Below are 26,255 nucleotides of genomic sequence, written 5' to 3'. Positions count from 1 at the left end.
GGGCAGAGACCTTCCGGCAGGGGGGCTGGCCGAACGATCATGTCCTGCCGGCTGCGCGACACCCTGTGTGCAGCACTTGTGTCATGCCGGCTGCACAGATCCCTGCCAGCGAGACCCTGCCAGCACATGGTCGGGTCCGCGCAGCGACGGGCGGGGCCATGGAGACAGGGCCCGCTCAGTCCGGATCGATCATGTCCAGCGCCAGCAGGGCACGATGGACACCATCCTCGGCCTGGGCGGGGGCCACGTAATCGGCATACTGCTTCACGTGCGGGTGGCCATTGGCCATGGCCACGGCATAGCCGGCCTCGGACAGCATCTCGATATCGTTGAGTGAATCGCCAAAGACCATCACGTTGTCGAGGGTCAGGCCCAGCGAGGCAATCACGTCCCTGATGCCGCGCACCTTGGAGCCGGCCGTCATCAGCAGGTCGACGGCGTCCTCGTGCCAGCGCACCGTCTTGAAACGGCCGTTGTCGAGAATGCCGGAGGCGTCGATGCCGGGCTGCTGGCTTTCGTCGTAGCCGATGATCATCTGGTAGACCGGATCCCCCTCGACATGATGCTGGTCGAGCGGGTAGTCGCGGGTGATCGGCGACAGGGCCGCCTCGAAATCGTGCGTCATGCTGACGATGGACATGCGCTGGCGCTCGGAATAGACCACCGGCATGCCCTGCTCCAGAAAGTAGCTGGTGATGCGTGCCAGATCCTGCGGCGCGAAGGGATAGTCGGACAGCACGCTGCTGCCGCGCAGGTTGAGCTGGCCATTGATGGTGACGAAGTATTCCAGCCCCAGCCGGCCGATGACCTCCTCCAGCGGCTGGGGAAAGACATACCGTGCCCGGCCGGAGGCGATGGCGGGGATCACACCACGGCGCTGCAGGCCGGCAAAGGCCTTTTCGATGCCGGGCGAGAGCTGGCCGGTGGCCTTGCTGTAGATGGTGTCGTCGATGTCGAAGAACGCGATCCTGATGCGGTCTTTCAGGGCCTGGGTCATGGTGTGGGATCTCATGTGCCGCTGGGGCACGTACGGTCGGTGAGAAGTGAGAAAAAAGACCGGCTGATGCGGTTGGGGGGCCGGCGTGGCTGCCTCCATCCGGCGTTGCAGCGTCATCCGGGGAAGCGGCCTTATCCGGGGGAGCAGCGTCCATCCGGCGCGGCGGCATTCATCCGGCAGGGCGACATGCCATCCAGCAGGGCAGCGTCCGTCCGGCGTGACAGTGTCCGGGATGATGGGCAGGCAGCCGTCAGCGCCGGTCGCTGATGGGACGGCGACGGCGCGCACGGACGCCCTTGCCTTCATCGGCGCCTCCCGCCGCCGGCGCCTGCAAGCCGCCATGTACGCCCGCCTGGGCAGCAGCCAGCAGGCGGGCCACACGGCGGGCACGCCAGTTGTAGAAGCCCAGGGCAATGCCAATGGCGGCAAGCCCCACCAGCAGGCCCAGGACGATGGCCAGGGCGCGGCCCTCTTCGGTCATGTGATGCTCGGCAGGTCGATGAACTGCTGCCTATTCTAGAGCGTGTCGTGCACTCGCTCATCTGCCCTCCCTGAAAGCATGACCCGTCTTCCACAGAACACTCACCCCCGACGAAGCACATCTGCCCCCATGAAGGCATGACCCCCATCGCCAGAATTCATGCTTATCGATATCATTCGTATCCGTTCAAATTTGCCACACTCCCCCTGCCATGCCCTTTCGTCTCGCGGCCCATCTGCCGCTGGTTTCCCGCATCGTGGCCGCCGTGCTGGGCGGCTATGCACTGGCCGCCCTCACCTCGGTGGCCACACTGGCCCTGCCAATGGAGCGGGGCGAGGCGGTGCTGACGGGCATGATGCTGAGTTTCATCGTGTACGCGGCAGCGGTGATCTGGGTCTTTGCGGCGTCTTCGGCGCTGCGTGCCTGGGCCGGACTGCTCGTGGTGGGCGCCCCCCTGCTGCTGGTGGACCTGGGCATCTGGCGGGCCGCCGGTGCCTGAGCGGACGGAGCTGGTCATGAAGGATTCCATCCCTGCATCCGCGCGACCGCCTGCGGAAGCGCCACCCGCAAGCAAGGCTCCCGCCGGCAAAACGCCCCGTGGACGCAGCCTGCGCCAGTGCATGTCGGACCTGCACATCTGGGCCGGCCTGCTGCTGGGCTGGCTGCTGTATGCCGTGTTTCTGACCGGCAGTGTCAGCTACTTCCGTGACGAGCTTTCCGCCTGGATGCGCCCCGATGTGCCCACCCGGGAAGCGCCGGCCGATCCGGTGCAGGTGACCGGGCGGATGGTCGGCTGGCTGGCGGAACGGGCGCCACAGGCCCCCCAGTGGGGCATCAGCCTGCCCTCGGCGCGCTCGCCGGGCGTGAACCTGTTCTGGCTGGGTGATGGCCCCGGGCGCTTCATGGAGCGGCGACTGGATCCGCGCACCGGTGAGCCGCTGTCGCGGCGCGAGACGCTGGGTGGCGAGTTCTTCTACCGTTTCCACTTCAACCTGTACTACATGTCGCCCATCACGGGGCGCTGGATCGTGGGTGTGGCGACCATGTTCATGCTGGTGGCGATCATCAGTGGCATCATCACGCACAAGAAGATCTTTGCCGAATTCTTCACCTTCCGCTGGGGCAAGGGGCAGCGCTCCTGGCTGGATGCGCACAACGGACTGGCCGTGCTGGGCCTGCCCTTTCACCTGATGATCACCTGGTCCGGACTGGTGACGCTGATGATGCTCTACATGCCCTGGGGCGCACTGACGGCCTTCCCGACGCGCGCGGACCAGATGCGGCAGCAGCAGGTGATCACCGGCTTTCGCCTGCCGGCCCCACGTTCCGGACATGCCGCCCCTCTGGGGGACGTGCCGGCCATGGTGGCGCAGGCACGCAACCGCTGGGAGTCGCAGGGCGTCGGCCGGGTGTATGTGAACAACCCGGGCGAGGCACAGGCCCGGGTGATCGTCCTGCGCAGTATCGAGGGTCAGGTGTCGGTGAGCCCGCAGTATCTGGTGTTCGACGGCACCAGCGGCCGGCTGCTCGAGCAGCACGACACCACCCGGCCCGCCGCGGAAACGCGGGGGGGGGGGGGGCTGATCGCCCTGCACGAGGGGCGCTTTGCCCACCTGCAGCTGCGCTGGCTGTACTTTCTGCTGGGGCTGGCCGGTACCGGCATGGTGGGCAGCGGACTGGTGCTGTGGACGGTCAAGCGTCGGGTGAAGCTGCCCGATCCGGACCGCCCGTACTTTGGCTTCCGGCTGGTGGAGCGGCTCAACATCGCCACCATCGCCGGGCTGCCACTGGCGATGACGGCCTTTCTGTGGGGCAACCGGCTGCTGCCGGCTGATGCAGGCCAGGGCAGCAGCGGAGGTGCCCCCCTGGCAGAGGGCACCGTCCACGGACTGGACCGTCTGGTGGCGGCCATCGGAGGGCGTGCCGAGGCGGAGATCGCGGTGTTCTTTGGCGTCTGGGCGCTGGCGGCGCTGTATGCCTGCCTGCGACCGGCCCGACGGGCCTGGATCGAACTGCTGGCAGGCTGTGCCGGGCTGCTGGCACTGACCCCCGTGCTGAACGCGCTCACCTCCACGCGGGGACTGCTGCCCAGCCTGCGGCAGGGGGACTGGACCTTCGTGACGATGGATCTGGGGCTGCTGACACTTGCTGCGCTGATGGGCAGCCTGGCCTGGCGAACGGCCCGGTTCCGGCCGAAGACCAAACCGGCCAGAAAAGCGCCGGCGGCTGCCCGGGCAACGACCCGCAGGGAAGCTGCCTCCGTCACCACGGCAGGGGCCGGCAAAAAGGCAGAGACAGACAGCAGGCCCGCCCCCTCCTCCGCGGCAAAAGCTGGCACGGGAACGGCGGTCGCCGGCACCGGACCGGAGGCCACCACCACACACGCCTGCACGCCGGCCGGAGCACCAGAGTCATGACCCTGTCCACCCACGCCCTCGCCCACCTGCTGCTGCTGGCGCTGACGCTGCCGGCATTCGTGGCCCTGATGCTGGCCATGGAGCGGCACCAGGAAGACCTGCTGGGGCATTCCCTGTCCGCGGTCGCCACCCGGTAGCTGCGTCTGGCGGGCTGGGGGCTGCTGGCGCTCGCCCTGGTGCCGGCCATCCGGCTGCAGGGGCTGGCGCTGGGGCTGGTGAGCTGGGTGGGGCATCTGACCCTGGCTGCCTGGGGCGTCTATCTGGCGCTGGTTGTCGTCGAGCGGCGTCGTGCATTGGCGAAGGAGCGCCAAAAAGCGGCAAAATAGCCTGTTTGGCCCGTTCTGGCCTTTTCTGTCTGGCTTCTTCTGTCTGGCCCGTTCAATCCGTCATTGCCCGTCGTCATGTCGTCCCGTCTTTCCGCCACTCTCGTGACCAGCCTGCAGCAGGTGGTCGGCACCCAGCACGTACTCACCGACCCTGCACGCACCGAACCCTTCCGCACCGGCTACCGTTTCGGCAGTGGCAAGGCGCTGGCGGTGGTGCAGCCGGGCACACTGCTCGAATACTGGCGGGTACTGCAGGTCTGTGTGGCAGGCGATGCCATCATCATCAGCCAGGCCGCCAACACGGGGCTGACCGGCGGTTCCACCCCCAGCGGAGACGATTACGAACGCGACATCGTCATCATCAACACCCTGCGCATGGACGGCATCCAGCTGCTCAACCGGGCGGAACAGGTGGTCTGTCTGCCCGGCTCCACGCTGAACGCACTGGAAGTGCTGCTGAAGAAGCACGGACGCGAGCCACATTCGGTGATCGGCTCGTCCTGCATCGGTGCTTCGGTGATCGGGGGCATCTGCAACAACTCGGGCGGCGCACTGGTGCAGCGGGGCCCAGCCTACACAGAGATGGCGCTGTACGCACAGCTCAATGCCAGCGGCGAGCTGCAGCTGGTCAATCACCTGGGCATTGCGCTGGGCGACACGCCGGAAGAAATCCTGACCAATCTGCAGGAAGGCCGCTACACCCCGCGCGATGTGCTGCTGGGCTGCGGCAAGGGGCATGATCACGCCTACTGTCATCACGTGCGGCAGGTGGATGCCGACACCCCGGCCCGCTTCAATGCCGATCCGGCCCGTCACTACGAAGCCTCGGGCAGCGCCGGCCGGCTGGGCGTGTTTGCCGTGCGGCTCGACACCTTCCCGCTGGAAAAGCAGACGGCGGTGTTCTACATCGGCACCAACGACACGCACGTCCTGAACGACCTGCGCCGCCACATGCTGGCACATTTCCAGTCACTACCCATTTCCGGCGAATACATTCATCGCGACGCCTTCGATATTGCTGCTGTTTATGGCAAGGACACCTTCTGGGTGATCAAAAAGCTGGGCACACACCGGCTGCCGGCGCTGTTTGCCTTCAAGGCACGGGTGGACCGGCTGGCAAAAAAACTGCCCTTCCTGCCCGCACACTTTGCCGACAAGGCGCTGCAGGTCTTTGCCCGGCTGCTGCCACAGCACCTGCCGCAGCGGCTGCGCGACTGGCGCGACCGGTACGAGCATCACCTGATCCTGAAGATGGGTGGCGAGGGCGTGGAAGAGGCGCGGCAGTATCTGACGGCGTATTTCGGTACGGCACCGGGCACTGCGGGTACAGGTACAGGTACAGGTGCGGCTGCGGGTACGGGTGCGCATCATGCTGCAGAACACGAGGCACCCGTCAGTGACCCACCGAAACACCACACGGAAGCACACGATGCTGCGGGCGTCTCTCCGCCTGTCAGGAACATGACACCGCCACCTGCCGGGCGTGGTGGCTGGTTCGAATGCAATGCCACCGAGACGCAGGCCGCCATGCTGCACCGCTTTGCGGTGGCCTCGGCGGCCGTACGCTACCGGGCCGTGCACGACGACACGGTGGAAGAGATTCTGGCGCTGGACGTGGCACTGCGCCGCAACGATCCGGACTGGTTCGAGCAGCTGCCGGCAAGCATCGACAGCCGCATCAGCCACAAGCTGTACTACGGCCACTTCATGTGCCATGTGTTCCATCAGGACTACATCGTCAGGAAGGGCAATGACTGGATGGCACTGGAAGCCGACATGCTAAAGCTGCTGGACGACCGCGGCGCCCAGTACCCGGCCGAGCACAACGTAGGGCACCTCTACCACGCCAAACCCTCGCTGCAGCGCTTCTACCGGCAGCTGGACCCGACCAACAGCTTCAACCCGGGCATCGGGCACACGTCGAAGAAGAAGCACTGGGCGTAACGGAACAGCATGGACTGCCTACCATCGACCATCAGCGCGAAAGGCGCCTGACACGTGCCATGGACTCAGGGGCGTGTCATGGACTCAGTCGTCCCCGCGGGGACGAAAAACCCCCTGATACGCGCCAAATGCGCCGTTTTCGAGGAAGCGTTCGGTCAGCGACAGCAGCATGCCCAGCACCAGCGCCACACTGCCGCCCAGCAGCGTGGCCTCGATGCGGTGCTCGGTGGCCGCCAGCGGATCGCCATGGCCAATGGCCTGCATGAAGATGATGGTGGCCGACATCAGGCAGGTGAACAGGCCATAGTGCGCCTTCTGCGTGGAAAAGGCGGCCGACGCCGCCAGGGCCGTGAACACCACCAGCCAGCCAGTGGCATCGTGCGCCCAGCCGATGATGAACATGGTGGCCACACAGCCCACCAGCGTGCCGGTCAGCCGGCGCAGGTAGCGTGTGCGGGTATCGTGCAGGCCCGGGCGCAGCACCATCAGCGCCGCAATGGAGGCCCAGTAGTCGTTGTGCAGCGACACGCCCCGGGCCAGCGCCAGCGACAGCACCACCGCCGCGGCTGCCGTCAGTGCGTAGCGGCGCAGCTGCGCCTGTTGCTGGAACACCTGCAGCGGTGGCGAAGGCAGCGCGGCCGCAAAGGCCGGCCACAGGAGCGCGGTCAGCAGTGTGAAGATGATCTGCGCACCGCCTCCGGTTACCACCAGCACGGCCCGTTCCAGCCCCACGTCGAAGCTGCCCGGAAAATAGCTGGCCACCAGAAAGGCACAGACCACCTGCAGGTCCACCCACCACCAGTCGCCATTCCAGGCGCTGAGCGCCGCGCAGCAGGCGGTAAGAATCCCGGCCAGCGCAAACAGGGCCCAGGCCTCTTCGGCCGCTACCGACCCCAGCACCGTGGCCGACGCCATGCCCAGACAGGTGACGATCATCGGCCACCAGCGCCGGCCGGGCAGCGCATGGGCCGCACCGAAGGCAATGGTGAAGGCCGAGGCCGTGGTGACCACCGCCACGTGTGGCTCCCAGCTCAGGCTCAGCGCCAGCACGGCCAGCAGGGCCGGCCCGCCCAGCAGGGCCTGCTGCCAGTAGACGGTGCCGATCCAGGTCTTTAGGGAGGGGAGATTCATGAGACGCACTGAAACACCCGTGCAGTGCTCAGCCATGCACCGGGAGCGTTTTCGTTCGTGGGACAATGGACCGGTATTGTCAACGACCAAAGGAGAAAGCGCCATGCCCGGCAGCGCCCCCAACCCCAGCATCCTCTCCCACGTCTCCCTGGGCACCAACCAGTTCGAGAAGGCCGTTGCCTTCTATGACCAGGTGCTGGGCGCGCTCGGTATCCAGCGCTTTCTGGACCTGAGCGCCGAGGTGCCGGCCGTGGCCTTCGGGCGGGCCTATCCGGAGTTCTGGATACAGGCGCCCTGTGACGGCAAGCCGGCAGAAACGGCCAACGGTGTGCATGTGGCCTTCTACGCAGCGACGACGGATGAGGTGGATGCCTTCTACCGCGCGGCACTGGCCGCCGGGGCGAAGGATGAGGGCGCACCGGGCAAACGGCCGCACTATGGCGAGCAGTATTACGGCTGCTTCGTGCGCGATCTGGATGGGCACAAGATCGAGGCGATGGCCTGGCTGGAGCCGGCGCAGGGCTGAGCTGACCGAAGGCCGTCTCCGTGACCACGCTCTGGCAGATCCATCGGTCATCCGCCTGACCAGATAGCCCCAGGACGCTCACCCCCCGACCCACCGGCTGCGGCCAGCAAAGCGCACGGACTGAGCCGCCCACATTCAAAAAAGGCGTGACAGCATCATCCACGCCGTCACGCCCGCTGCATGAGCATCCGTGCCCATGGGCGCACCCGTGGTGACCACCCATCGACGTGCTGCACGGACCGGAAGCAGGTCACGCCGCCGGCCCGTTGCAGACATGACGGTACCTCACATGTTGTCGATCATCACCTGACCGAAGCCCGAGCACGAGACCTGTTCGGCATCCGGCAGCAGGCGGGCGAAGTCATAGGTGACCTTCTTGCTGGCAATGGCCTTCTTCATCGAGGAGATGATCAGGTCGGCCGCTTCGGTCCAGCCCATGTGGCGCAGCATCATCTCGGCGGAGAGGATTTCGGAACCGGGGTTCACGTAGTCCTTGCCGGCGTACTTCGGCGCCGTGCCGTGAGTGGCCTCGAACATGGCCACCGAATCCGACAGGTTGGCCCCCGGGGCGATGCCGATGCCGCCCACCTGGGCAGCCAGCGCGTCGGAGATGTAGTCGCCGTTCAGGTTCAGCGTGGCAATGACGCTGTACTCGGCCGGGCGCAGCAGGATCTGCTGCAGGAAGGCATCGGCGATCACGTCCTTGATGATGATGTCCTTGCCCGTTTTGGGGTTCTTCAGCTTCATCCAGGGGCCACCGTCGAGCAGCTCGGCACCGAACTCGTTCTTCGCCAGTGCATAGCCCCAGTCACGGAAGGCACCTTCGGTGAACTTCATGATGTTGCCCTTGTGCACCAGCGTGACCGACGGCCTGTCGTTGTCGATGGCGTACTGGATGGCCTTGCGCACCAGGCGCTCGGTGCCCTCTTTCGAGACCGGCTTGATGCCGATGCCGGAGGTTTCGGGGAAGCGGATCTTGGTGACGCCCAGCTCCTCCTGCAGGAAGTCGATGAGCTTTTTCGCCTTGTCGGACAGGGCTTCGTACTCGATACCGGCGTAGATGTCTTCCGAGTTCTCGCGGAAGATGACCATGTCGGTCTTGTGCGGCTCGCGCACCGGCGAGGGCACACCATCGAAATACTGCACCGGCCGCAGACAGACATACAGGTCCAGCTGCTGGCGCAGGGCCACGTTCAGCGAACGGATGCCACCACCGACCGGAGTGGTCAGCGGACCCTTGATGGACACCACGTAGTCACGCAGCGCGTCGAGCGTCTCGTCGGGCAGCCAGACGTCCGGCCCATAGACCTTCGTGGCCTTTTCGCCGGCGTAGATTTCCATCCAGTGGATTTTGCGCTTGCCGCCATAGGCTTTCTGGACGGCGGCATCCACCACCTTCAGCATGACCGGGGTGATGTCGAAACCGGTACCGTCCCCCTCGATGTACGGCACGACCGGATTGTCCGGCACGTTGAGCGAGAAATCCGGATTGACGGTGATCTTCTGCCCCTCGGCGGGGACCTTGATGTGTTTGTACATGGCGAGAACCTGTGTGGGTGGACCGGGATGCCAGCGACCGGCACGGCCCTGTCGGGCCGCAACCAGCCGGGCCGGAAACCCCGGCCGGGTGAAACGGCTGGGGGCGGATGGCGCCGGAGCCGCAGACACTCGTCTGCACCGGTGCCGGCAGGAAGCCGCACGCCCCCTGCCCCGAACGAACCGTCCGCCTGGAGGAACCACCCGCCGGCCGGCAGGGCAGCAGCCCGGCACCGGACGCAGGTACCGCATCCCCCGGGCGAAAGGCCCCCGTGGAAGTGGGGATTATGCCAGCGCCCGGGCGGGCCAATCCGCCCGCAGACGGCCGAAATGGGCCGTGTCAGGGTAAGTACCGATGGGACGCCCCGCCGGAAGGGTCGACCAGACCACCGTGCGACCTGCAGTTTGCGTCCGCACATGCCGGCACCTGCATAGGGTCCGTCACCCACGGGGCCGCACATACACGGGAAGCTCACCGTATCCGGGGACGCCCTTCAGCCGTTACCGGACAGTACACAACCTGCCCCACATCACAGCCGTCTGGCTGGGATCCACGACACCCCGCCCGTGACACCGGACACGCGGCCCAGGCACACGGCACGCATGAAGTTACCTACAATGCACGCCATCTCCCGTGATCCTAGCGTCTGTTCGCCACCATGTCCCTGCACGCTCGCCTTCTGCCCGTCGCCCTTGCCATTGCCATTGCACCGCTGGGTGTCTGCGCACATGCCAGTGATCAGGCAGGCTCCAGCAATCAGGCGAATACCACCGGGCAGCCAGACAAAAACCGCCAGCAGGACGAAAACGCCCTTCCCGTCCGGACCCTGAAGGTGCGCGGGCACGCCATCGAGGCCGAGGTGGCCAGCACCGATGCCCAGCGGGAGCAGGGGCTGATGTACCGCACGGACATGCCGGCCGATCACGGCATGCTGTTCGTGTTCGAGCAGCCCGCGCTTTACTGTTTCTGGATGAAGAACACGCTGATCCCGCTGTCGCTGGCGTTTCTGGACGACAGGGGGCGGATCATCAGCCTGGCCGACATGCAGCCCCGGGATGAATACAGCCATTGCCCGCCGGGGCCGGTATTCCGTGCGCTGGAGATGAACCAGGGCTGGTTCGACAGGCACGGGGTGGGGATTGGCGACGTGATCGAAGGGACAGCGGAATAGTCGCGTGTCATGAAGGCAGCCTGCATGACACGCTCAGGGCAGCGCCTCAGCTCTTGATCTTGCCGTACACCGCCAGCACCACGATGGCGCCGATGACCGAGGCGATCCAGCCGGCGGTTTCGCCCGGCTGATAGAAGTGCATGGCACCGCCCACGAAGTTGGCCACGGCCGAGCCGACGATACCGAGAATGGCCGTCATGATCCAGCCCAGCTTCTGGGTACCGGGCATGATGGCGCGGGCGAGCAGGCCGATGATCAGGCCAACGATGAACATCTGGATGAGAGCCATGCGGGTGTTCCTCTGAAATGAAGGGCAGCGCAGCTGCCGGAAGATAAGGAAGGCGGTACGGCACAGACCGCCCGGACTGCCCGTTGCCCGACGCAACCGGCAGACAGCCGGTCAGTGTGGCACGACAGGCGGTATTGCCCTGTGGCAAAAATCACAATAACCGGCAGATGGACGCATGTTCCCACAGTTCAACCCGGCACACCGTTATAAACGGTGTCACGCAGGCCGCACGGCATCGACCGTCACGGCCAGCCGGCCATCCCTGAGCTGCACGTCCAGCGGCTGGCCGGTGGCTGCGTCGGCAGCCGAGGCCAGCAACCGCCCATTTTCGTCGCGCACGATGGCGTAGCCCCGCCCCAGCACGGCCAGCGGGCTGATCAGACCCAGACTCGTCTCGGCCCGGTCCAGCCGCTGCGCGGCACGCTGCCAGTTCAGGCCGGAGGCCTGCGCCAGCCGTTCTTCGGCACGCTGCAGGCGAAAGGCGGCAGGTCCGGTCTGCGGTGCGCGCAGCAGGGTCTCGCCCCGCTGCAGCCGGTTCCGGCTGTCTGCCAGACAGGTCGTCATGCTGCGCTGCAGGCGCTCGGTCTGCCGTTCGAGGCGCTGCTGCGGTGATGGCAGCCGGCACGTCATGGCCTGCGACAGCCGTCCGGCCAGCTGCGCCAGCCGCTGGTGGCGGACCTGCAGCTGCTGCCCGGGCGAACGCAGCAGGCGCTCGGCCATATCAAGCCGCTGGGCCAGCCGTTCGAGCTGGTGCTGCATGCCCGCGGCCAGACGGTGCCCCCGATGCGCCAGTTGCTGCAGGGCCTGCCGGCGATCGGGGCTGACCAGCTCGGCCGCCGCGGTCGGAGTGGGTGCCCGCACGTCGGCCACGAAATCGGTGAGCGTGAAATCGGATTCATGCCCTACCCCGCTCACCACCGGCAGACTGCAACCAGCCAGCCGGCGCACCAGCCCTTCATGGTTGAAAGCGTCCAGATCTTCGAACGATCCGCCGCCCCGCACCACCAGCAGCACGTCGCACTCCTGCCGGGATTCGGCCGCCCCGATGGCGGCAATCAGCTCGGCCGGTGCCTGCTGCCCCTGCACGGCAGCCGGGTAGATGATGACGCGCAGCTGGGGTGCCCGCCGGCGCAGCGTGGTCAGCACATCCTGCAGGGCCGCGGCCTTCAGCGAACTGACGATGCCCACGGTGTGGATGTCGGGCGGCAGCAGCTGCTTGCGACCCGCATCGAACAGCCCCTCGGCCTGCAGCAGGGCCTTGAGCCGGGCAAAGCGCTGCCAGACATCGCCAGCGCCGGCCAGCTGCATGCGCTCGACCCCCAGCTGGAAGTCACCCCGTGCCTCGTAGAGCGACACACGGGCCAGCACCTCCACCTGGTCGCCCTCGCGCGGGCGGAAGTCCACCCGGGCAGCAGCCGAACGGAACATGACCGCACGCACCGCCGCGCCCGCGTCCTTGAGGGTGAAATACCAGTGCCCGCTGGCGGCCCGCGTGAAGTTGGACAGCTCGCCCACCACCTTCACCACCCCGAACGTGTCCTGCAGTACACGACCAGCCATCCGGTTGAGCTGGCCGACCGTCAGGGCCTGTTCGGCCGTAAACGCCTTCGAACCAGCTGTAAAAACGCTTTCCTGTTGTTTCATCGGCACGGGAACCTGCCCGAAGCGGAACGACGGCACGGACAGCCCAGCCTGCGAAAAGTACCAGTCCAGACCATCTGACCGTCACACAATCCCTTGAATGATATAGCTTTTTTCCTGTGACCCGCGAACGCCACGCCCGCAGGGAGCCGGCAACACCTCGCATAATTACGCATGCCGTGTCACACAAGGCAGTCGTGTCAGACAGGGTTTGTCACGCAGACCACGCTCACCGTGCCACACTTGCCGATTGCGGTCAAAAAAACCGACAATCCGGAGCGTTCGCGTCCCGCGAAAGTTCCATCTTCCGGAGTGTGTTCCCTTGTTCTCCATCATCTCGGCCGCTGGCTGGCCCATCTGGTTTCTGATCCTTGCCTCGATCATCACGGTCGCCCTGATCATCGAACGTTCGATCACCCTGCAACGCCGCAAGATTCTCCCCCCGGGCATGCTCGAGGAAGTGGTGACGCTGCACCGCAACCGGCAGCTCAACGCCGAGATGGTCGGCCGGGTCGAGCGCTCCTCTCCGCTGGGCCGCGTGCTGGCAGCCGGCCTGCGCCACGAATTCGAATCGCGCGAGATGATCAAGGACGCGATGGAAGAAAGCGGCCGCGCCGTGGCCCACGACCTGGAGCGCTTCCTGCCCACGCTGGGCACACTGGCCACCGTCGCCCCGCTGCTGGGCCTCTTTGGTACCGTGATCGGCATGATCGAGATCTTCGGCTCGCAGAATGCCGCCGGCAACGATCCCACCCAGCTGGCCCACGGCATCTCGATTGCACTCTACAACACCGCCTTCGGTATTGGCGTGGCCATTCCGGCCCTGGTGGCGTACCGCGGCTTTCGCAGCCGCGTGGATGATTTTCTGATGGAAATGGAGCAGCAGTCGCTGCGCCTGGTGGATGTGATCAAGGGTATTGGAGGCCGGCATTGAACTTCCGTCGTTCGCTCCGGCGCGACGAGCCGGAAATCAACTTCATTCCGCTGATCGATCTGCTGCTGGTGATCCTCATCTTCCTGATGGTCACCACCACCTACAACCGCTACCGTGAGCTGGCGGTGGACCTGCCCTCGGCCGCCGGCAAGGCATCGCCGGAAGCGCCGGTGCAGATTCTGGTGGCCGTCACGGCCGATGGCCAGTACCGGGTGGACAGCGAGACCGTCGGTCACGCCGATCCGGACACGCTGGCCGGCATCCTGACCCGGGCCGCCGGCGACCGGCAGAACCCGATCGTAGTGATCCATGCCGATGCGTCCGCCTCGCACCAGTCGGTGGTCAACGTGATGGAAAGCGCCCGCATCGCCGGCCTGGCCCGCGTGAGCTTTGCCACGAAGACCCGCCAGCCAGACTGAGCGCTCACCCTGCCACCTGCACGACGGGCGACGACGGTACCGTCTGCAGGACGGGCAACGACGGTTCCTCCTATACTTCAGGGGCGTCCTTCGGGGCGCCTTTTTTCATGAGTGCAGGTGGGTACCCCTGTACCTGTTCCCTCTCTGCCCTGAAGGAGCCCCTGTGTGAAATCCGAAGCCCTGCGCCAACGTGTCGAGACTTGGCTGCTAGCCGTCTGGTTCGGCTACCCGCGAGGCTGGCAGAAGCGCATCTACCGTCTGGCCTGGCCCATCCTGAACCAGCTCTCGAAGCTGGTGGACCGGGAGGCCCGGCGCCGGGCCCTGAAGGTGGAACGCCTGCCCGGCAGCGCCCGCCCGGCCGTGATCGTGGTGGGCAACCTGGTGGTGGGCGGTTCGGGCAAGACACCCATGGTCATCGCACTGGCCCGGCTGCTGACCGCGCAGGGGCTGAAGGTGGGCCTGCTGGCCCGCGGCTACCGCGCCCGCGGCAACCGGGTGCCCCGCCTGATCGATGCACGCACTCCCCCGGATGAAGCCGGCGACGAAGCCCTGCTGCTGGCACAGACGGGGCTGCCGGTTGCCGTGGGCAGCCGTCGCCGGGAAGCGCTGGACCTGTTGTGCAGTACCCACCCCGGGCTGGACGTGGTGATTTCCGACGATGGCCTGCAACACGCCGCCCTGCCCCGCACGCTGGAACTGGTGATGATGCACCCGATGGGCCTGGGCAACGGCCACTGCCTGCCGGCCGGCCCGCTGCGCGAACCCATCGAGCGCCTGAACACCGTGGACGCCCTGCTGCTGCCCGAGGCACTGATGCCGGCCGCCCGCGCCGATCTGAAGGCACGGGGTCTGCTGGCCAGAGATGACGGGCATGACCGGGATGAGGTGGGCACGGAAGGCGCGTCGGTTTCAGGTTCGAACCCAGCGTCAACCGTGGCTTCCGGCCCGGCAATGGCCCCGACACCATCATCCGCGCCCACGCAGGTGTCTGCACAGGCATCCACACCTGCATCGGCATCCGCCCCCGCCGCACCATCCACCAGCATCCCCGCCTGGGGGCCGATGGCAGGCTCACCGGTTTCGACCGGCGGCTGCGCCCACCGCAAACCGCCAACACGCAGCACGGCGGCCTCGATGACCACCCCGGCGGCCGGTCGCGCCCGCAGCACGCCGCCGGCCCGGCCTCCTCGTGCCTTTGGTGTGCGCACCGAAACCGGCAGCATCCACCCGCTCGGGCAGAATCCGTCCAGCACCCCCGAAACCCCGGAAACCTTCGTGGCCCGTCACCAGGGGCAGACACTGGCGGCCGTGGCCGGCATCTCGCGCCCCGAGCGTTTCTTTGGCAGCCTGCGCAAGCTGGGGCTGGACATCACGAAGTATCCGCTGCCCGATCACGCCCGCATCTCCCCCGAATGGCTGGCCAGCCTGCCCGAGGCCACCCTCATCATGACGGCCAAGGACGCCGTGAAATGCCAGGATTTTCCGGATGTGCTGAAGCAGCGCTGCTGGGTGCTCGATATCGAGGCCGTGCCGGAGCCCGCACTGCTAGAATGGCTGCTCCCGAGGCTGGGCGCCGCTGCACCGGCTGCCGCCGGCACATCCCGTTCCAGCTGAGCAAACCATTTGCCATGCCGGCCGTGGCACACAGCCGCACGGCCAAACGCCCAGAGACGCACCGGACACCACCGGAGCGGGCACACCGGATACCATCGGAGCGGATACGCCGGATACCACCGGAACCGCCCATCCATGCGTGCCCCGCTCCGGACTCTTTCAGGGAACCGACCACCATGATGCCCCTCGACATTCTCGTCTGCCCGCTGTGCAAGGGTTCGCTCGACTATGACCGCCAGGCCCAGACCCTCACCTGCAAGGCCGATCACCTCGCCTTCCCCATCCGTGATGGCGTGCCGGTGATGATCGAAGAAGAGGCCACCCGGCTGGACGGTGCGCCCCCGGCAACCCAGCCTTCCAGCGCACCATGAGCGCAGCACATACCCCGGGCGATGCCCCCGCCACGCACACCGCCACACCGTCCCACTTCGTGGTGCTGATTCCGGCCCGTCTGGCCTCCACCCGGCTGCCCAACAAGCCGCTGGCCGACATTGCCGGGGTACCGATGGTGGTCCGTGTGGCCAATCAGGCCCGCCGGTCAAAGGCCGACCGCGTGGCCATTGCCACCGACAGCGAGGAAGTGGCCGCCGTAGCCCGGCTGCACGGACACGAGGTGATCATGACGCGGGCCGACCACGCCTCCGGCACCGAACGGCTGGCCGAGGCCATCACGCTGATGGAACTGGCGCAGGACACCGTCGTCGTCAACGTGCAGGGCGACGAACCGGAAATCCCGCCCACCCTCATCGATGCGCTGGCCACCACCCTGGCAGCCGACCCCGACTGCCCCATGGCCACCGCCGTGCATCCGGTGCAGAGCGCGGCCGACTGGCTCAATCCCAACGTGGTCAAGGTCGTGGCCGACGCCGACGACCGTGCCCTGCTGTTCTCGCGCAGCCCGCTGCCCTGGGCACGCGGCCCGCTCGCCTGGGGCGCCCAGCCCGACAGCGACGCCACCCGGCAGGCGTTCGCCATGGCGCGGCCATTGCGCCACATCGGCATGTACGCCTACCGCAGCAGCTTTCTCACCCGCTACGCCCATCTGGCCCCCTGTGCCCTGGAGCAGATCGAGGCCCTGGAACAGCTGCGGGTGCTCCATCACGGCTATCGCATCAAGCTGCTGCACACCGACGAGGCGCCACCCGCCGGGGTCGACACACCGGCCGATCTGGAAGCCGTGCGGGCCCGGCTGGCCGGGCGCTGAGACGGCGTGCTGACATCTGGGCGCCGGCCGTGCCTGCACGATATGCCTTGTCGACACATCGCCCGGTCCAGCGCAGGAACAAATGAATCCATGAGGCACCAGGCACGTCCGGCTGCCCGCCCCGACGCTACGGCACGCCAAAAAATGCCTGTTCCGGCCGGTTTGTGGACGTAGTGGTGTGATCGGGCAGCGCGTTACAATTGGGACGACCAACATTCACCACCACAGGACTTCCATGCGACTGATTCTTCTGGGCCCCCCGGGTGCCGGCAAGGGCACACAGGCCGGCTTCATCACCGCGGCCTTCGGCATCCCGCAAATTTCCACCGGCGACATGCTGCGTGCCGCCATCAAGGCCGGCACCGAGCTGGGCAAAATGGCCAAACAGGTCATGGACGAAGGCAAGCTGGTGTCGGACGACATCATCATCGGCCTGGTCAAGGAACGCCTGAAGCAGCCCGACTGCGCCAACGGCTACCTGTTCGACGGCTTCCCGCGCACCATTCCGCAGGCCCAGGCCCTGCGTGACTCCGGCATCCAGCTGGACCATGTGGTCGAACTGCAGGTGCCCGACAGCGCCATCATCGAGCGCATGAGTGGTCGCCGCGTGCACCAGCCCAGCGGCCGCAGCTATCACATCCGCTTCAACCCGCCGAAGGTCGAGGGGAAGGACGACGTGACCGGCGAGCCCCTCACCCAGCGTGGCGACGACCGCGAGGAAGTGGTCCGCAAGCGTCTGGATGTCTACCAGCAGCAAACCCGCCCGCTGGTCGACTACTACCAGGCCTGGGCAAAGACCGGCGATGCCGCCGCACCACGGTATCACGCACTGGCCGGGGTCGGCACCGTGGAAGAGATCCGCGACCGGGTGATGGCCGTCCTGAAGGGTTGACCCTCAGAGGATGTGCGGCGTCCGCACGCCTTCCAGCCACTGCGCCAGGGCGAGCAGGCCGGCGTCGCCGTCACGGCGGCCCACCAGCTGCAGGCCAAACGGCATGTCACCCCGTCTGGCCGGGGTGGGATGATCCTGCACCGGCTGCCCCGACACGCTCGCCTCTCCCGGCTGCTCCGGCTCTCCCGGCCGTCCCTGCTGCCCTTCCTGCTGCCCTGGCAGTCCCCCCGCTTGTCCCTGCTGCGGCAGGCCATCCAGACGCAGTTCTCCCGAACGGGGCTGCTCTCCTGCCTGATCCCACTCCCTGCGCATCGTTCCCATCGGCAGGCTGATGGCCGGCACCCCGGCAAACGAGAACGGCAGCGTCTGGCCCAGCACGGCCTCCCGCACCATCATCGTGCCGCCGCGGGTTTCGGCCTCCGTCTGGCCCCGCCGGGGCGGGAAGATGGCCGAGGTGGGCAGCACCATGCCATCCACACCGGCCAGCACGGCATCCAGTTCTGCCATGAACTGCCGGCGTGCCTGCAGCGCGGCAATGTATTCCTGCGCCGGCAGGGTCATGCCCAGCCGCAGCGGTTCCAGAACCCCCACCGAAAACCCATCCCCTCCGGCCGCCAGTGCTGCATGATGCACCCGTGCCGCCTCGGCGCGCACGAGGGAGGAATAATGGCGCCACGGCACATCCATGTCGGGCGGTTCCAGCGCCACCAGATCCGCCACCTCCCCCAGCCAGCCCAGCACCCGCTGGAAGGTGTGATGTACCGCCTCGTCCAGCCGCCCGGCGAGCCACCGGTACGGCACCGCCAGCCGCGGCCTTCGGGCCACCCGCCCATGCCGCACACTGCGGCCGGACAGCACCGCGTACAGCAGCGCGGCATCCTGCACATGCTGGGTCAGCGGACCGGCATGGTCACAGGTCCAGGACAGCGGCAGCGCCCCCTCCAGCGAAATGCTGCCGACGGTGGGCTTGAACCCCACCACACCACAGAACGCCGCCGGAATGCGGATCGAACCGCCCGTATCGCTGCCGATGGACGCATGCCCCAGCCGCAGCGCCACGGCCACACCCGAACCACTCGATGAGCCGCCGGCCTGCCGGGCCGGATCCCAGGGGTTGCAGACATCGCCCGTCCACGGATTCTCGCCGGTGGCGCCCAGCGCAATCTCGTGCATGTTCGTCTTGGCAAACACCAGCGCCCCGGCCTCGCGCAGACGGCGCACCACGGCACTGTCCTGCGGTGGCAGCACCGGCAATGGCGCCCGGGTGCCAGCCGCCATGGGCGCCCCCTCGAGCTGGAACAGATCCTTCACGCTGATCCACGCCCCCAGCAGCGGCTTGTGCTGCATGCGGGCCGGATCGCGTCGCAGATCGTCCATCAGCTGCCGGGCCTCACCCCGGGCCCGCGCCCAGTCCACCCACGCCAGCGGATTGAACGATGCCGTATCGGCCGCCTTCTGCTGCAGCACGGCCAGCTCGTCTTCCAGCGAGCGGCGCCCCTGCACCAGCGCCCGTGCCTGCGCATCCAGCGGCTGCACCATCTGCAGCGCGGCGAACCTTGCTGCCACATCCAGACTCATCTTCGACCTCCGCTCCCGTCTGGAACGGTTCATGAATTTGTCATGCGCACCCAAAGGAAGTTTTCCCTTCGGCCAGGCCCCACCATGGATTCAGGGGGGACAACACCTGCCAGAGGCGCTATTATGAAGGTTTCCCGAAAGGAAGCCCCGCCCGGAAGCCCCGTCCCATGAAGTATCCGCTGCCCCACCGTGCCCTGAACAGCAACAGCCTCCGTTCTGCCGCCTACGACGAAAACCGGCAAACGCTGGAAATAGCCTTTCAGGACGGCCTGTTGCGCAGCTATCGCAGTCTGCCGGCCGAGGTGGCCAAGCGCTTCTTCGCCGCACCCAACCCGGCCAGCTTCTGGGAAGACCGCATTGCCGACGAATACCCGATGACGCAGACGCGCATCACCACGCCGCCCCCCGTCATCGGCGCCGATGCCGCCGCTGCTTCCGCCCGCCAGCAGCTCGACGCCCTGTTCCAGCAGTCAGACAGCAAGTCCTGAACATGCTGCAGCTGCCTCACGGCTTCCAGATCAGTGCCGGGAACACGGCGGTTGCCGCCCTGCTGGCCCGGCCCGACACCCACATCCTGCTGTTCGCAGGCCAGAAACTGATCCAGCGCAGCGAGGGGCCACCCGCCCTCACCCGCCACGATTACGGCGCCCTGCTCGACGGGGCTGCGTGGCATGCCTGCGAGCCACTGGGTACATGGCAGGGCAGGCCCTGGCTGGCCATCGGACTGGACGCGCTGCCCTCCACAGGGGCTTTTCCGTCATCCGGCACCACCTCGTCCAACCACGCAACGCCTGCCACCAGTACGCCCGCCATCGGCAGCGCCCCCAGTGCCGGTACATCCACCACCGACATACCCGCCAGCGGCACGCACGGTACCGCGGCATCCCTGCCCCCCGGCTGGGAAGCCGCCGGCCTGCGCAGCTGGTTCGGCCGCCTGCCCGACGGGATGGCCGCCATTGCCATGCAGGCCAGCCAGCTGCTCGAATGGCAGCGTACCCACCGCTGGTGCGGTGCCTGCGGTGTGCCGACGCAACGGCTGACGCACGAACGGGCCGTCCAGTGCCCGCGCTGCGGGCTACGTTCGTACCCGCGCATCTCGCCCGCCATGATGGTGCTGATCACCCGCGGCCGCCAGCTGCTGCTGGCCAGCAATGTCAGCTTTCCCGAGGGACGCTACAGCGCCCTGGCGGGTTTTCTGGAAGCGGGCGAATCCGTCGAGGCCGCCCTGCACCGCGAGGTCGCCGAGGAAGTGGGCCTGCAGGTCCACGATCTGCGCTACTTCGGCAGCCAGAGCTGGCCCTTTCCCCATGCGCTGATGCTGGCCTTCACGGCCGAATGGCTGGCCGGCGATATCTCCGTCGACCCCGCCGAGCTGCGCGATGCCCGCTGGTTCGAGCCCGACGCCCTGCCCGACCTGCCGCCGGCCAACGTCAGCATCTCGCAGGCGCTGGTCGAAGCCACGGCACGGCGGCTTGTCAAACGGAGTCGGTGCGCAGGCGAATGAGCCCGCAGCACGCGCCAGACACACAGACCCTCCCGGCAGCGGCACTCTGTGCCATAACTCCTGTGCAATATCGGAAAACTGACGCATAGTGGCGTGATGAGACAAATTCGTCGCCGCCGGGAGCCCGCCTTGCCGCTTTTCCGCACCCTCAACGCCCCTGCCGTTTCTGACCGTACTGCCCATGCCAGGCACACACCGGCCGCAGGCCCGGCCTCCCCGCTGCCTCCTTCCCCGGCGGGTCTCACCCTCTCGTCCCTTCGGCATCCGGTTCGCCGCCAGCCGTTTCCCCGCCTGCCCCGCAGCCTGACGGCACTGCTGGTCTGCAGCGCCCTGGCCGCCTGTGGGGGCGGAGGTGGTTCATCCAGCCCGGCACCGGGCCAGAACGGTGGCAACGGCAGCCAGAGCGGCACGGCCACCCAGCCGGGTAACACCACCAGTCCCGACAATATTGCCAATCCGGACGGCCCTACCCATCCCGGCAACACGCCCCAACCGGGCAACATCGCCAATCCAGGTGCCGGCAACAGCGGTGCCGGCAACGGCACGACACCCCAGGGCGGCGACGCCAGCAACGGCAACACCCAGCCCGGCCAGAATCCGGCCCCCGTGGTGCCCGCGCCCAATGCGCCCGCCACACCGGCCAACACGCCCCTGCCCGGCAACGACGCCGACAACCTGTCGCAACGTCCGACCCCGGCCGTGCTGCGCATCAGCGGCACCGTACAGGGCCCGGCCGCGGCCTCCGTCGCCCTGCCGGTGGCCCAGCAACGCGCGCAGTCGTCCACGCTGGTCACCTACGACCGGCAGGCCAACCCGCGCATCTGGGTGGTCAACCCGGACCAGAACACCGTGGCCGTACTCGACGGCAGCACGCAGACGCTGCTGAAAGAGATTCCGGTGGGAGATGGACCCCGCACCGTCGCCATCGACAACGCCGGCTACGCCTGGGTGAGCAACCGCTACAGCGGCACGATCAGCATCATCGCACCCGACACGCTCACGGTCGTCACCACCCTCGAACTGGGTGCTGCCGTGCAGCCCTATGGCGTGGTGGCTGCCGCCGATGGCAATGGTATATGGGTGAGCACGCTGGGCTCACAGGAACTGCTGCAGTTCGATGCCACCACCCGTGCGCTCAAAAAACGCCAGACGCTGGGGCCTGACGTGCGCCATCTGGCCATCAGCGCCAACAGCACCACCCTGCTGGCCAGCCGCTTCATCTCACCGCCGGTACCGGGCGAGAACACGCTGACCGTCAACCCCGACAGCCCGGACTTCCGGGGGGGCGAGGTGCTGCAGTTCGACCCGGCCACCGCCACCCTGAAGCACACCATTCGCCTGGGCATGAGCCGCGAGGCCGACGGCGCCACCTCGGCCCGGGGCCTGCCCAACTATCTGGGGGCACCGGTCATCTCGCCCAGCGGCAGGCAGGCCTGGGTGCCATCGAAGCAGGACAACATCCAGCGCGGCACCGCCCGCGACGGCAAGGCACTCGACTACGAGAGCACCGTGCGGGCCATCCTGTCGAACATCGATCTGGATGGCACCACGCCTGCCGAGGCCGCCACCCGCCGCTACGACCTCGACAACAGCAGCGTGGCCAGTGCGGCCGCCTACACGCCCAACGGCCAGTACGTGCTGGTGGCGCTGGAAACCTCACGCGAGCTGGCCATCATCGATGCCGGCACGGCCGTACAGGTACGCCGGATGGATTCGGTGGGCATGGCCCCGCAGGGCGTGGCCGTCTCGCCCGACGGCACACAGGCCGTGGTGGCCAACGTCATGCAGCGCACCCTGACCTTCCTGGACATCCGTTCCCTGATGACGGAGCGCGATCCGGGCAGCGTGACCGTCACCGGCCGGCTGGTGAAAACCATCAGCGGTGCCGACCGCCTGCCCGCCCAGGTCCTGCGCGGCAAGCAGCTCTTTCACGATGCCCGCGACACCCGCCTGGCCCGCGACAACTACATGAGCTGCGCCAGCTGCCACAGCGAAGGCTACGGCGACGGCCGCGTCTGGGACATGACCGGGCTGGGCGAGGGGCTGCGCAAGACCATCTCGCTGGTGGGCCATGGCGGCAAGAAGGAGCGCCTGCACTGGAGCGGCAACTTCGACGAGGTGCAGGACTTCGAGGCACAGATCATCAAGCTCGAAGGTGGCGCCGGCCTGATGCCGGCAGGCAGCCTCTACCAGAACAACCGCAACGACCCGCTGGGCGGAAAGAAACAGGGCCTGTCGACCGACCTCGACGCCCTGGCCGCCTACGTGAACAGCCTGGGCCAGTACGCTCCCAGCCCCTATCGCAACAGCGACCGCAGCATGACCGCGGCCGGCAAGGCCGGCGAGGCACTGTTTGCCGCAAAGGGCTGCACCACCTGCCACGGCAATGCCGATCTGGGCAACGGCGGCACGAAGCTCGACGACATCGGCACGCTCAAGCCCGCCAGCGGCACCGTGCAGGGCAAGCCACTCACCGGCATCACCACCCCGGGCCTGCGCGATGCCTGGTACACCTTCCCGTACCTGCACGACGGCTCGGCAGCCACGCTGGAAGCGGCGATCAGGGTGCACAACACGAATGTGCTGACCGAGCAGGAAGTCAGCTCGCTGGCGGCCTATATCCGGCAAGCCGGGAACGGCCAGTAGTGCGCAGCAAGTGTGAGAGCAGGTGCCCGGGAGCCGGGGGCAGAAATCTGGGCCTGGTAACCGAGGCCAGAAAACGGGGGGCTGAGGCGGGACACATGAAGCCGACCGTGCACCAGCACGGCATACCGGCTACCGCGGTGTATTCTGAACGCTGCTGACGGGCAGGCCGTTCAGGGATGCCCGGTCATCCGGGCCATGTCGAGCACGCTGCGACCGGCCAGCGTACCACCACCCCGGGTGCTTCCCGCCTGGTCGCTGCCGGACTGCGGGTCCAGCACGGTCAGCTCGTACAATCGCGGGCCGCGTACCCAGATCACCCGGCGCAGCCGGCGGCCCGAACCATCCACGAAGGCCGTGGCACTGGCCGGCTTGCCGTTGATGTCCACATTGACCATGGCCGGCGTGAGGTAGAGCATGCCGCGCGAGGCTGCCAGATCCCGTTCGGCCAGTTCGATCCAGGTGCCGTCGCCCATCCGGAAGTAGCGGGCCAGCCCGGTCCAGCGGTCGTTTTTCCAGCTGCCGGCCGGCGTGACGGCCAGAGCCGTGCCGAACGGCGGATGCGCCACCGGGCCCGTCAGCGGCAGATCCTTCACGCTCAGGGCCAGTTGGGGAATCTGGAATTCCCTGCTGGCTGCTTCGGCGCCCACGGCATCGGCACGCTCGCGCGCCCTGCTGATCATTTCGAAGGTGCGGACCATGGCCGCCACTTCCTTGTCGTTGCGGACGAACTGCAAGCCATCGATATCGGTACCGGCATCCGGGGCGCCCTTGCCCCGCGCGGGCACGGCATGACCGTCTGCGGCCTTCTTCTCAGAAGAGGCCGCGCCATGGGCCGGCGATGAAACCTCCGATGCGGATGATGAGGCGTTCCGGGCTGCCGGCGAAGCGTCCTGTGCTGCTGGCGAAGCGCCTGTTGCGTCTGGCAAGGCGTCCTGTGCTGCGTGCGAGGCTCCCGCCGCTGGTAAAGAAGCCGTCTGCGGTGCCACGATACGGATGCGATCATCCGGCGCAACACGACCAAAGGGGGGCTGGACCGTCGGCCGCCGGGCGGGCAGGCCGTTTTCGTCTCCGACCGTGGATGCGTCAGCACTCGTCTGTCTGGCCGCCCCGTCACCTGCCCTGTCCTGCGCTTTTCCTTGCTCCCTGGCCTTTTCCCGTGCCACCGCCATGGCCTCGGGTCCGAACACGCACCGGACAAGCATGAGCCCCGACAGCGACGCGGGCAACTGCTCGCAGGCCCGCCCTGCCGGATCCTTCAGGTCTTCCGGTTTCGACGGCATCACCGGTGCTTCCGGATGTGGGGGCCGGTCCAGCCGTTCGGGGGCACACGGCAGCCCCTCGTTCACCGGATTGCGCACACAGGCCCAGGCTGCCAGCTCGTCGATGCTGGCGCTGCAGCCGGTCAGTGTCTTCGACGGACCGTCCGAGGTCGGGTCGTCGAACACGATGGCGTCATGGTAGAAAACGCCGTCACGCCGTTCCCGGTCGATCGCCACACCTTCGGGCCAGGTCACCTTCACCTGGCGCACCCGGTCGAGCACGGCCTGTGACACCGGGCGCCCGTTCTCGCTCAGCCCCGCAGGACAGGGTTCCTGCATGCCCGTCAGTTTCAGCTCGTGGGTTTTCTGCCCGATGGGCATCTGTGCACCATCGCGGTCACAGCCAGCCGCGGCGGCAATGGCCAGCAGAAACAGGGCTTTCGCCAGAACGGTCGTGGCGGGATGAGGGGTCATGTCGGCATCTCCGGGAAAGACAGCAAATGGTCCATCACCCTGCAGGATACACGCCTGCAAGAGGGAGGGCAGACTCACGTGCCAGTGGCACCCACGGCTGGGTAACAACCCCACATGTTCATCGGCGCCAGCAGCAGGGCCAGCCAGCCCCACCTGTTCGGCTGTGCCAGTAGCCCCACGTGTTCATCAGCAGCAGGAGCCGGCAGCCTCCATCTGTTCAGCGGCACCTGCCGCTGCGGGCGGCAGCCCATGGGGGCAGCCAGGGCCATGGGCAGGCTGCTCCAGCCCCACTCAGCCCCCTGCCCGCTCAGAACGGCTTGAACGACCGCCCCAGCACCACCACCGAATGGCCTACCGGGGCGTTTTCCGGGGCGCCGGCATCGGCCTCCCTGGACTCGGCCGTGATCCAGGCAGCCGCTTCGGGCCGTGGATCGACGACGATGATTTCATACGCCTTCGGCCCCCACACCCAGAACGCCCGCTGCACGGTGCGGCCCTTGTCGTCGGTGGAGACGATGCCGATGCCCGGATGGCCGTTGAAGTCGGCGTTGATCATGTCGGCCGACAGCAGGGCCACCTCGTTGGTGGCCCGCAGGTCACGCTCGATGAACTCCACGAAACGGCCGTCTTCCAGCGGGTAGAAGCGGCTGACCTCGGTCCAGCCACCGTTTTTCAGCACGCCATGGGGCAGCACGGCGGTGGGCGGACGAAACGGTGTGGCCGCCATGCGGTGCGACAGCGACACGCGCCGTTCGTTCAGCACCATCCCGGGCACCCCGGCGGCCTCGGCCGCTGCCTTGATCTCGGCGTCCGACCCTGCCTTGCCCACCACCCTGTCGATGGCCTCGAAGGTTTTCAGCAGGCGGGCGGACTGGCCGTCTTCCGGCACGATGAAGCTGATGCTGTCGGCGGCCCGCTTGTAGGCCGGTTTATCCTGAGCGCCGGAGGCATCGGGAGCGGCCACGACACGGGCCAGGTCACCGTGGACCACCTCCCCGAAGGCCGGCGCGACCTGGGGGGTCCTGGCCGCTTCCGAAGCGGCATCGACGATGCGCACCCCGGGGAAGCGCCAGACCGAGGCAGCATCGGTGGCCGCTACGCTGGCTGCGGCACCGCCATCGGCCGCCTGTGCGGCCTGCATCGTTCCCAGTCCGCCCAGCAGCGCTGCCGACAGCGCCACGGCCAGCATCTTCCGGTTCACCCCGGCTCGACCCATATCCATACGTACCCAACCTCTCCGGTAAAGAATGTACAAAAACCGCAGAAGTCTA

The 26,255-nt window shown here is 67.2% G+C and carries 25 protein-coding genes; 16 read left to right on the top strand and 9 right to left on the bottom strand.

The features are described from left to right. Positions 1-175: 175 nt before the first annotated feature. Positions 176-997 carry an HAD hydrolase family protein gene (locus EHV23_RS02985; protein WP_158615811.1) on the bottom strand — a complete coding sequence of 274 codons (822 nt, stop codon included), beginning with the start codon at positions 995-997 and terminating at the stop codon, positions 176-178. 250 nt (positions 998-1,247) lie between these two features. Beyond that, positions 1,248-1,478, bottom strand: coding sequence for a hypothetical protein (locus tag EHV23_RS02980; RefSeq protein WP_125094650.1), 231 nt, complete (start codon positions 1,476-1,478; stop codon positions 1,248-1,250). Positions 1,479-1,689: 211 nt separating this feature from the next. Here EHV23_RS02980 and EHV23_RS02975 point away from each other — a divergent pair, with 211 nt between their 5' ends. The 5 genes from EHV23_RS02975 (at position 1,690) to dld (ending at position 6,165) form a co-directional block, all read left to right on the top strand. Beyond that, complete coding sequence (locus EHV23_RS02975; protein WP_125094649.1) at positions 1,690-1,977, top strand: DUF3649 domain-containing protein; 288 nt, start codon at positions 1,690-1,692, stop codon at positions 1,975-1,977. Between the two features lie 16 nt (positions 1,978-1,993). Beyond that, on the top strand, positions 1,994-3,895 hold the full coding sequence (locus EHV23_RS02970) for a PepSY-associated TM helix domain-containing protein (RefSeq protein WP_125094648.1): 1,902 nt from the start codon (positions 1,994-1,996) through the stop codon (positions 3,893-3,895). Continuing rightward, the gene (locus EHV23_RS15860; RefSeq protein WP_238990249.1) at positions 3,892-4,032 is read left to right on the top strand and encodes a DUF3325 family protein; all 141 of its coding nucleotides are present in this window, start codon (positions 3,892-3,894) and stop codon (positions 4,030-4,032) included. The genes EHV23_RS02970 and EHV23_RS15860 overlap by 4 nt, the downstream gene beginning before the upstream one ends. Beyond that, positions 4,033-4,221, top strand: coding sequence for a DUF3325 family protein (locus EHV23_RS15855; protein ID WP_338034503.1), 189 nt, complete (start codon positions 4,033-4,035; stop codon positions 4,219-4,221). A 75-nt stretch (positions 4,222-4,296) separates the two neighbouring features. Beyond that, entirely contained in the window at positions 4,297-6,165 is a 1,869-nt protein-coding gene (dld, locus tag EHV23_RS15850; protein WP_125094647.1) for a D-lactate dehydrogenase, read from the top strand. An 84-nt stretch (positions 6,166-6,249) separates the two neighbouring features. Here the strand turns inward: dld and EHV23_RS02955 are convergent, their stop codons facing one another. After that, the gene (locus tag EHV23_RS02955; protein WP_158615810.1) at positions 6,250-7,296 is read right to left on the bottom strand and encodes an FUSC family protein; all 1,047 of its coding nucleotides are present in this window, start codon (positions 7,294-7,296) and stop codon (positions 6,250-6,252) included. Positions 7,297-7,399: 103 nt separating this feature from the next. On the opposite strand from EHV23_RS02955, the gene EHV23_RS02950 reads away from it, so the two are divergent. Then, the gene (locus tag EHV23_RS02950; RefSeq protein ID WP_125094645.1) at positions 7,400-7,822 is read left to right on the top strand and encodes a VOC family protein; all 423 of its coding nucleotides are present in this window, start codon (positions 7,400-7,402) and stop codon (positions 7,820-7,822) included. Positions 7,823-8,107: 285 nt separating this feature from the next. On the opposite strand, the gene icd is transcribed toward EHV23_RS02950, so the two are convergent. Next, entirely contained in the window at positions 8,108-9,361 is a 1,254-nt protein-coding gene (gene icd, locus EHV23_RS02945) for an NADP-dependent isocitrate dehydrogenase (protein ID WP_125094644.1), read from the bottom strand. Between the two features lie 656 nt (positions 9,362-10,017). On the opposite strand from icd, the gene EHV23_RS02940 reads away from it, so the two are divergent. Beyond that, positions 10,018-10,530, top strand: coding sequence for a DUF192 domain-containing protein (locus EHV23_RS02940; RefSeq protein ID WP_125094643.1), 513 nt, complete (start codon positions 10,018-10,020; stop codon positions 10,528-10,530). Between the two features lie 46 nt (positions 10,531-10,576). On the opposite strand, the gene EHV23_RS02935 is transcribed toward EHV23_RS02940, so the two are convergent. Beyond that, positions 10,577-10,819, bottom strand: coding sequence for a GlsB/YeaQ/YmgE family stress response membrane protein (locus tag EHV23_RS02935; RefSeq protein ID WP_125094642.1), 243 nt, complete (start codon positions 10,817-10,819; stop codon positions 10,577-10,579). Positions 10,820-11,035: 216 nt separating this feature from the next. Continuing rightward, entirely contained in the window at positions 11,036-12,463 is a 1,428-nt protein-coding gene (xseA, locus tag EHV23_RS02930) for an exodeoxyribonuclease VII large subunit (protein WP_125094641.1), read from the bottom strand. Positions 12,464-12,782: 319 nt separating this feature from the next. On the opposite strand from xseA, the gene EHV23_RS02925 reads away from it, so the two are divergent. From EHV23_RS02925 to adk, 6 genes are all read left to right on the top strand, one after another. Continuing rightward, positions 12,783-13,394, top strand: a complete 612-nt coding sequence (locus EHV23_RS02925; RefSeq protein WP_125094640.1) for a MotA/TolQ/ExbB proton channel family protein — start codon at positions 12,783-12,785, stop codon at positions 13,392-13,394. Next, the gene (locus tag EHV23_RS02920) at positions 13,391-13,813 is read left to right on the top strand and encodes an ExbD/TolR family protein (RefSeq protein ID WP_125094639.1); all 423 of its coding nucleotides are present in this window, start codon (positions 13,391-13,393) and stop codon (positions 13,811-13,813) included. Before EHV23_RS02925 ends, EHV23_RS02920 begins: the two co-directional genes overlap by 4 nt. A gap of 165 nt (positions 13,814-13,978) precedes the next feature. Further along, positions 13,979-15,427: a tetraacyldisaccharide 4'-kinase gene (gene lpxK, locus EHV23_RS02915; protein ID WP_125094638.1), complete on the top strand. Its 1,449-nt coding sequence runs from the start codon at positions 13,979-13,981 to the stop codon at positions 15,425-15,427. A 176-nt stretch (positions 15,428-15,603) separates the two neighbouring features. Continuing rightward, the gene (locus EHV23_RS02910; RefSeq protein ID WP_125094637.1) at positions 15,604-15,798 is read left to right on the top strand and encodes a Trm112 family protein; all 195 of its coding nucleotides are present in this window, start codon (positions 15,604-15,606) and stop codon (positions 15,796-15,798) included. Continuing rightward, the gene (kdsB, locus tag EHV23_RS02905) at positions 15,795-16,631 is read left to right on the top strand and encodes a 3-deoxy-manno-octulosonate cytidylyltransferase (protein ID WP_125094636.1); all 837 of its coding nucleotides are present in this window, start codon (positions 15,795-15,797) and stop codon (positions 16,629-16,631) included. The genes EHV23_RS02910 and kdsB overlap by 4 nt, the downstream gene beginning before the upstream one ends. A gap of 235 nt (positions 16,632-16,866) precedes the next feature. Next, complete coding sequence (gene adk / locus EHV23_RS02900) at positions 16,867-17,523, top strand: adenylate kinase (RefSeq protein ID WP_125094635.1); 657 nt, start codon at positions 16,867-16,869, stop codon at positions 17,521-17,523. Between the two features lie 3 nt (positions 17,524-17,526). Here the strand turns inward: adk and EHV23_RS02895 are convergent, their stop codons facing one another. Further along, positions 17,527-19,134 (bottom strand): amidase, encoded by a 1,608-nt coding sequence (locus EHV23_RS02895; RefSeq protein WP_125094634.1) that lies wholly within the window; start codon positions 19,132-19,134, stop codon positions 17,527-17,529. A gap of 134 nt (positions 19,135-19,268) precedes the next feature. Here EHV23_RS02895 and EHV23_RS02890 point away from each other — a divergent pair, with 134 nt between their 5' ends. The 3 genes from EHV23_RS02890 (at position 19,269) to EHV23_RS02880 (ending at position 23,251) form a co-directional block, all read left to right on the top strand. Further along, on the top strand, positions 19,269-19,589 hold the full coding sequence (locus tag EHV23_RS02890; RefSeq protein WP_125094633.1) for a KTSC domain-containing protein: 321 nt from the start codon (positions 19,269-19,271) through the stop codon (positions 19,587-19,589). A gap of 2 nt (positions 19,590-19,591) precedes the next feature. After that, positions 19,592-20,605 (top strand): NAD(+) diphosphatase, encoded by a 1,014-nt coding sequence (nudC, locus tag EHV23_RS02885; protein WP_125094632.1) that lies wholly within the window; start codon positions 19,592-19,594, stop codon positions 20,603-20,605. Between the two features lie 96 nt (positions 20,606-20,701). Continuing rightward, positions 20,702-23,251 carry a cytochrome c peroxidase gene (locus tag EHV23_RS02880; RefSeq protein ID WP_125094631.1) on the top strand — a complete coding sequence of 850 codons (2,550 nt, stop codon included), beginning with the start codon at positions 20,702-20,704 and terminating at the stop codon, positions 23,249-23,251. Positions 23,252-23,421: 170 nt separating this feature from the next. Here EHV23_RS02880 and EHV23_RS02875 read toward each other — a convergent pair whose 3' ends face one another. Together EHV23_RS02875 and EHV23_RS02870 are read right to left on the bottom strand one after the other, a co-directional pair. After that, positions 23,422-24,984: a hypothetical protein gene (locus tag EHV23_RS02875; protein WP_125094630.1), complete on the bottom strand. Its 1,563-nt coding sequence runs from the start codon at positions 24,982-24,984 to the stop codon at positions 23,422-23,424. Between the two features lie 307 nt (positions 24,985-25,291). Next, a complete protein-coding gene (locus EHV23_RS02870; protein WP_125094629.1) occupies positions 25,292-26,206 on the bottom strand; it encodes a hypothetical protein in 915 nt (304 codons plus the stop codon). Positions 26,207-26,255 lie beyond the last annotated feature (49 nt).

It is taken from the genome of Lautropia dentalis, from assembly GCF_003892345.1.
In the GTDB taxonomy this organism is placed as follows: domain Bacteria; phylum Pseudomonadota; class Gammaproteobacteria; order Burkholderiales; family Burkholderiaceae_E; genus Lautropia; species Lautropia dentalis.
The sequence above is the reverse complement of the archived record's forward strand: the minus strand, read 5'-3'. Positions and strand labels throughout refer to the sequence as shown.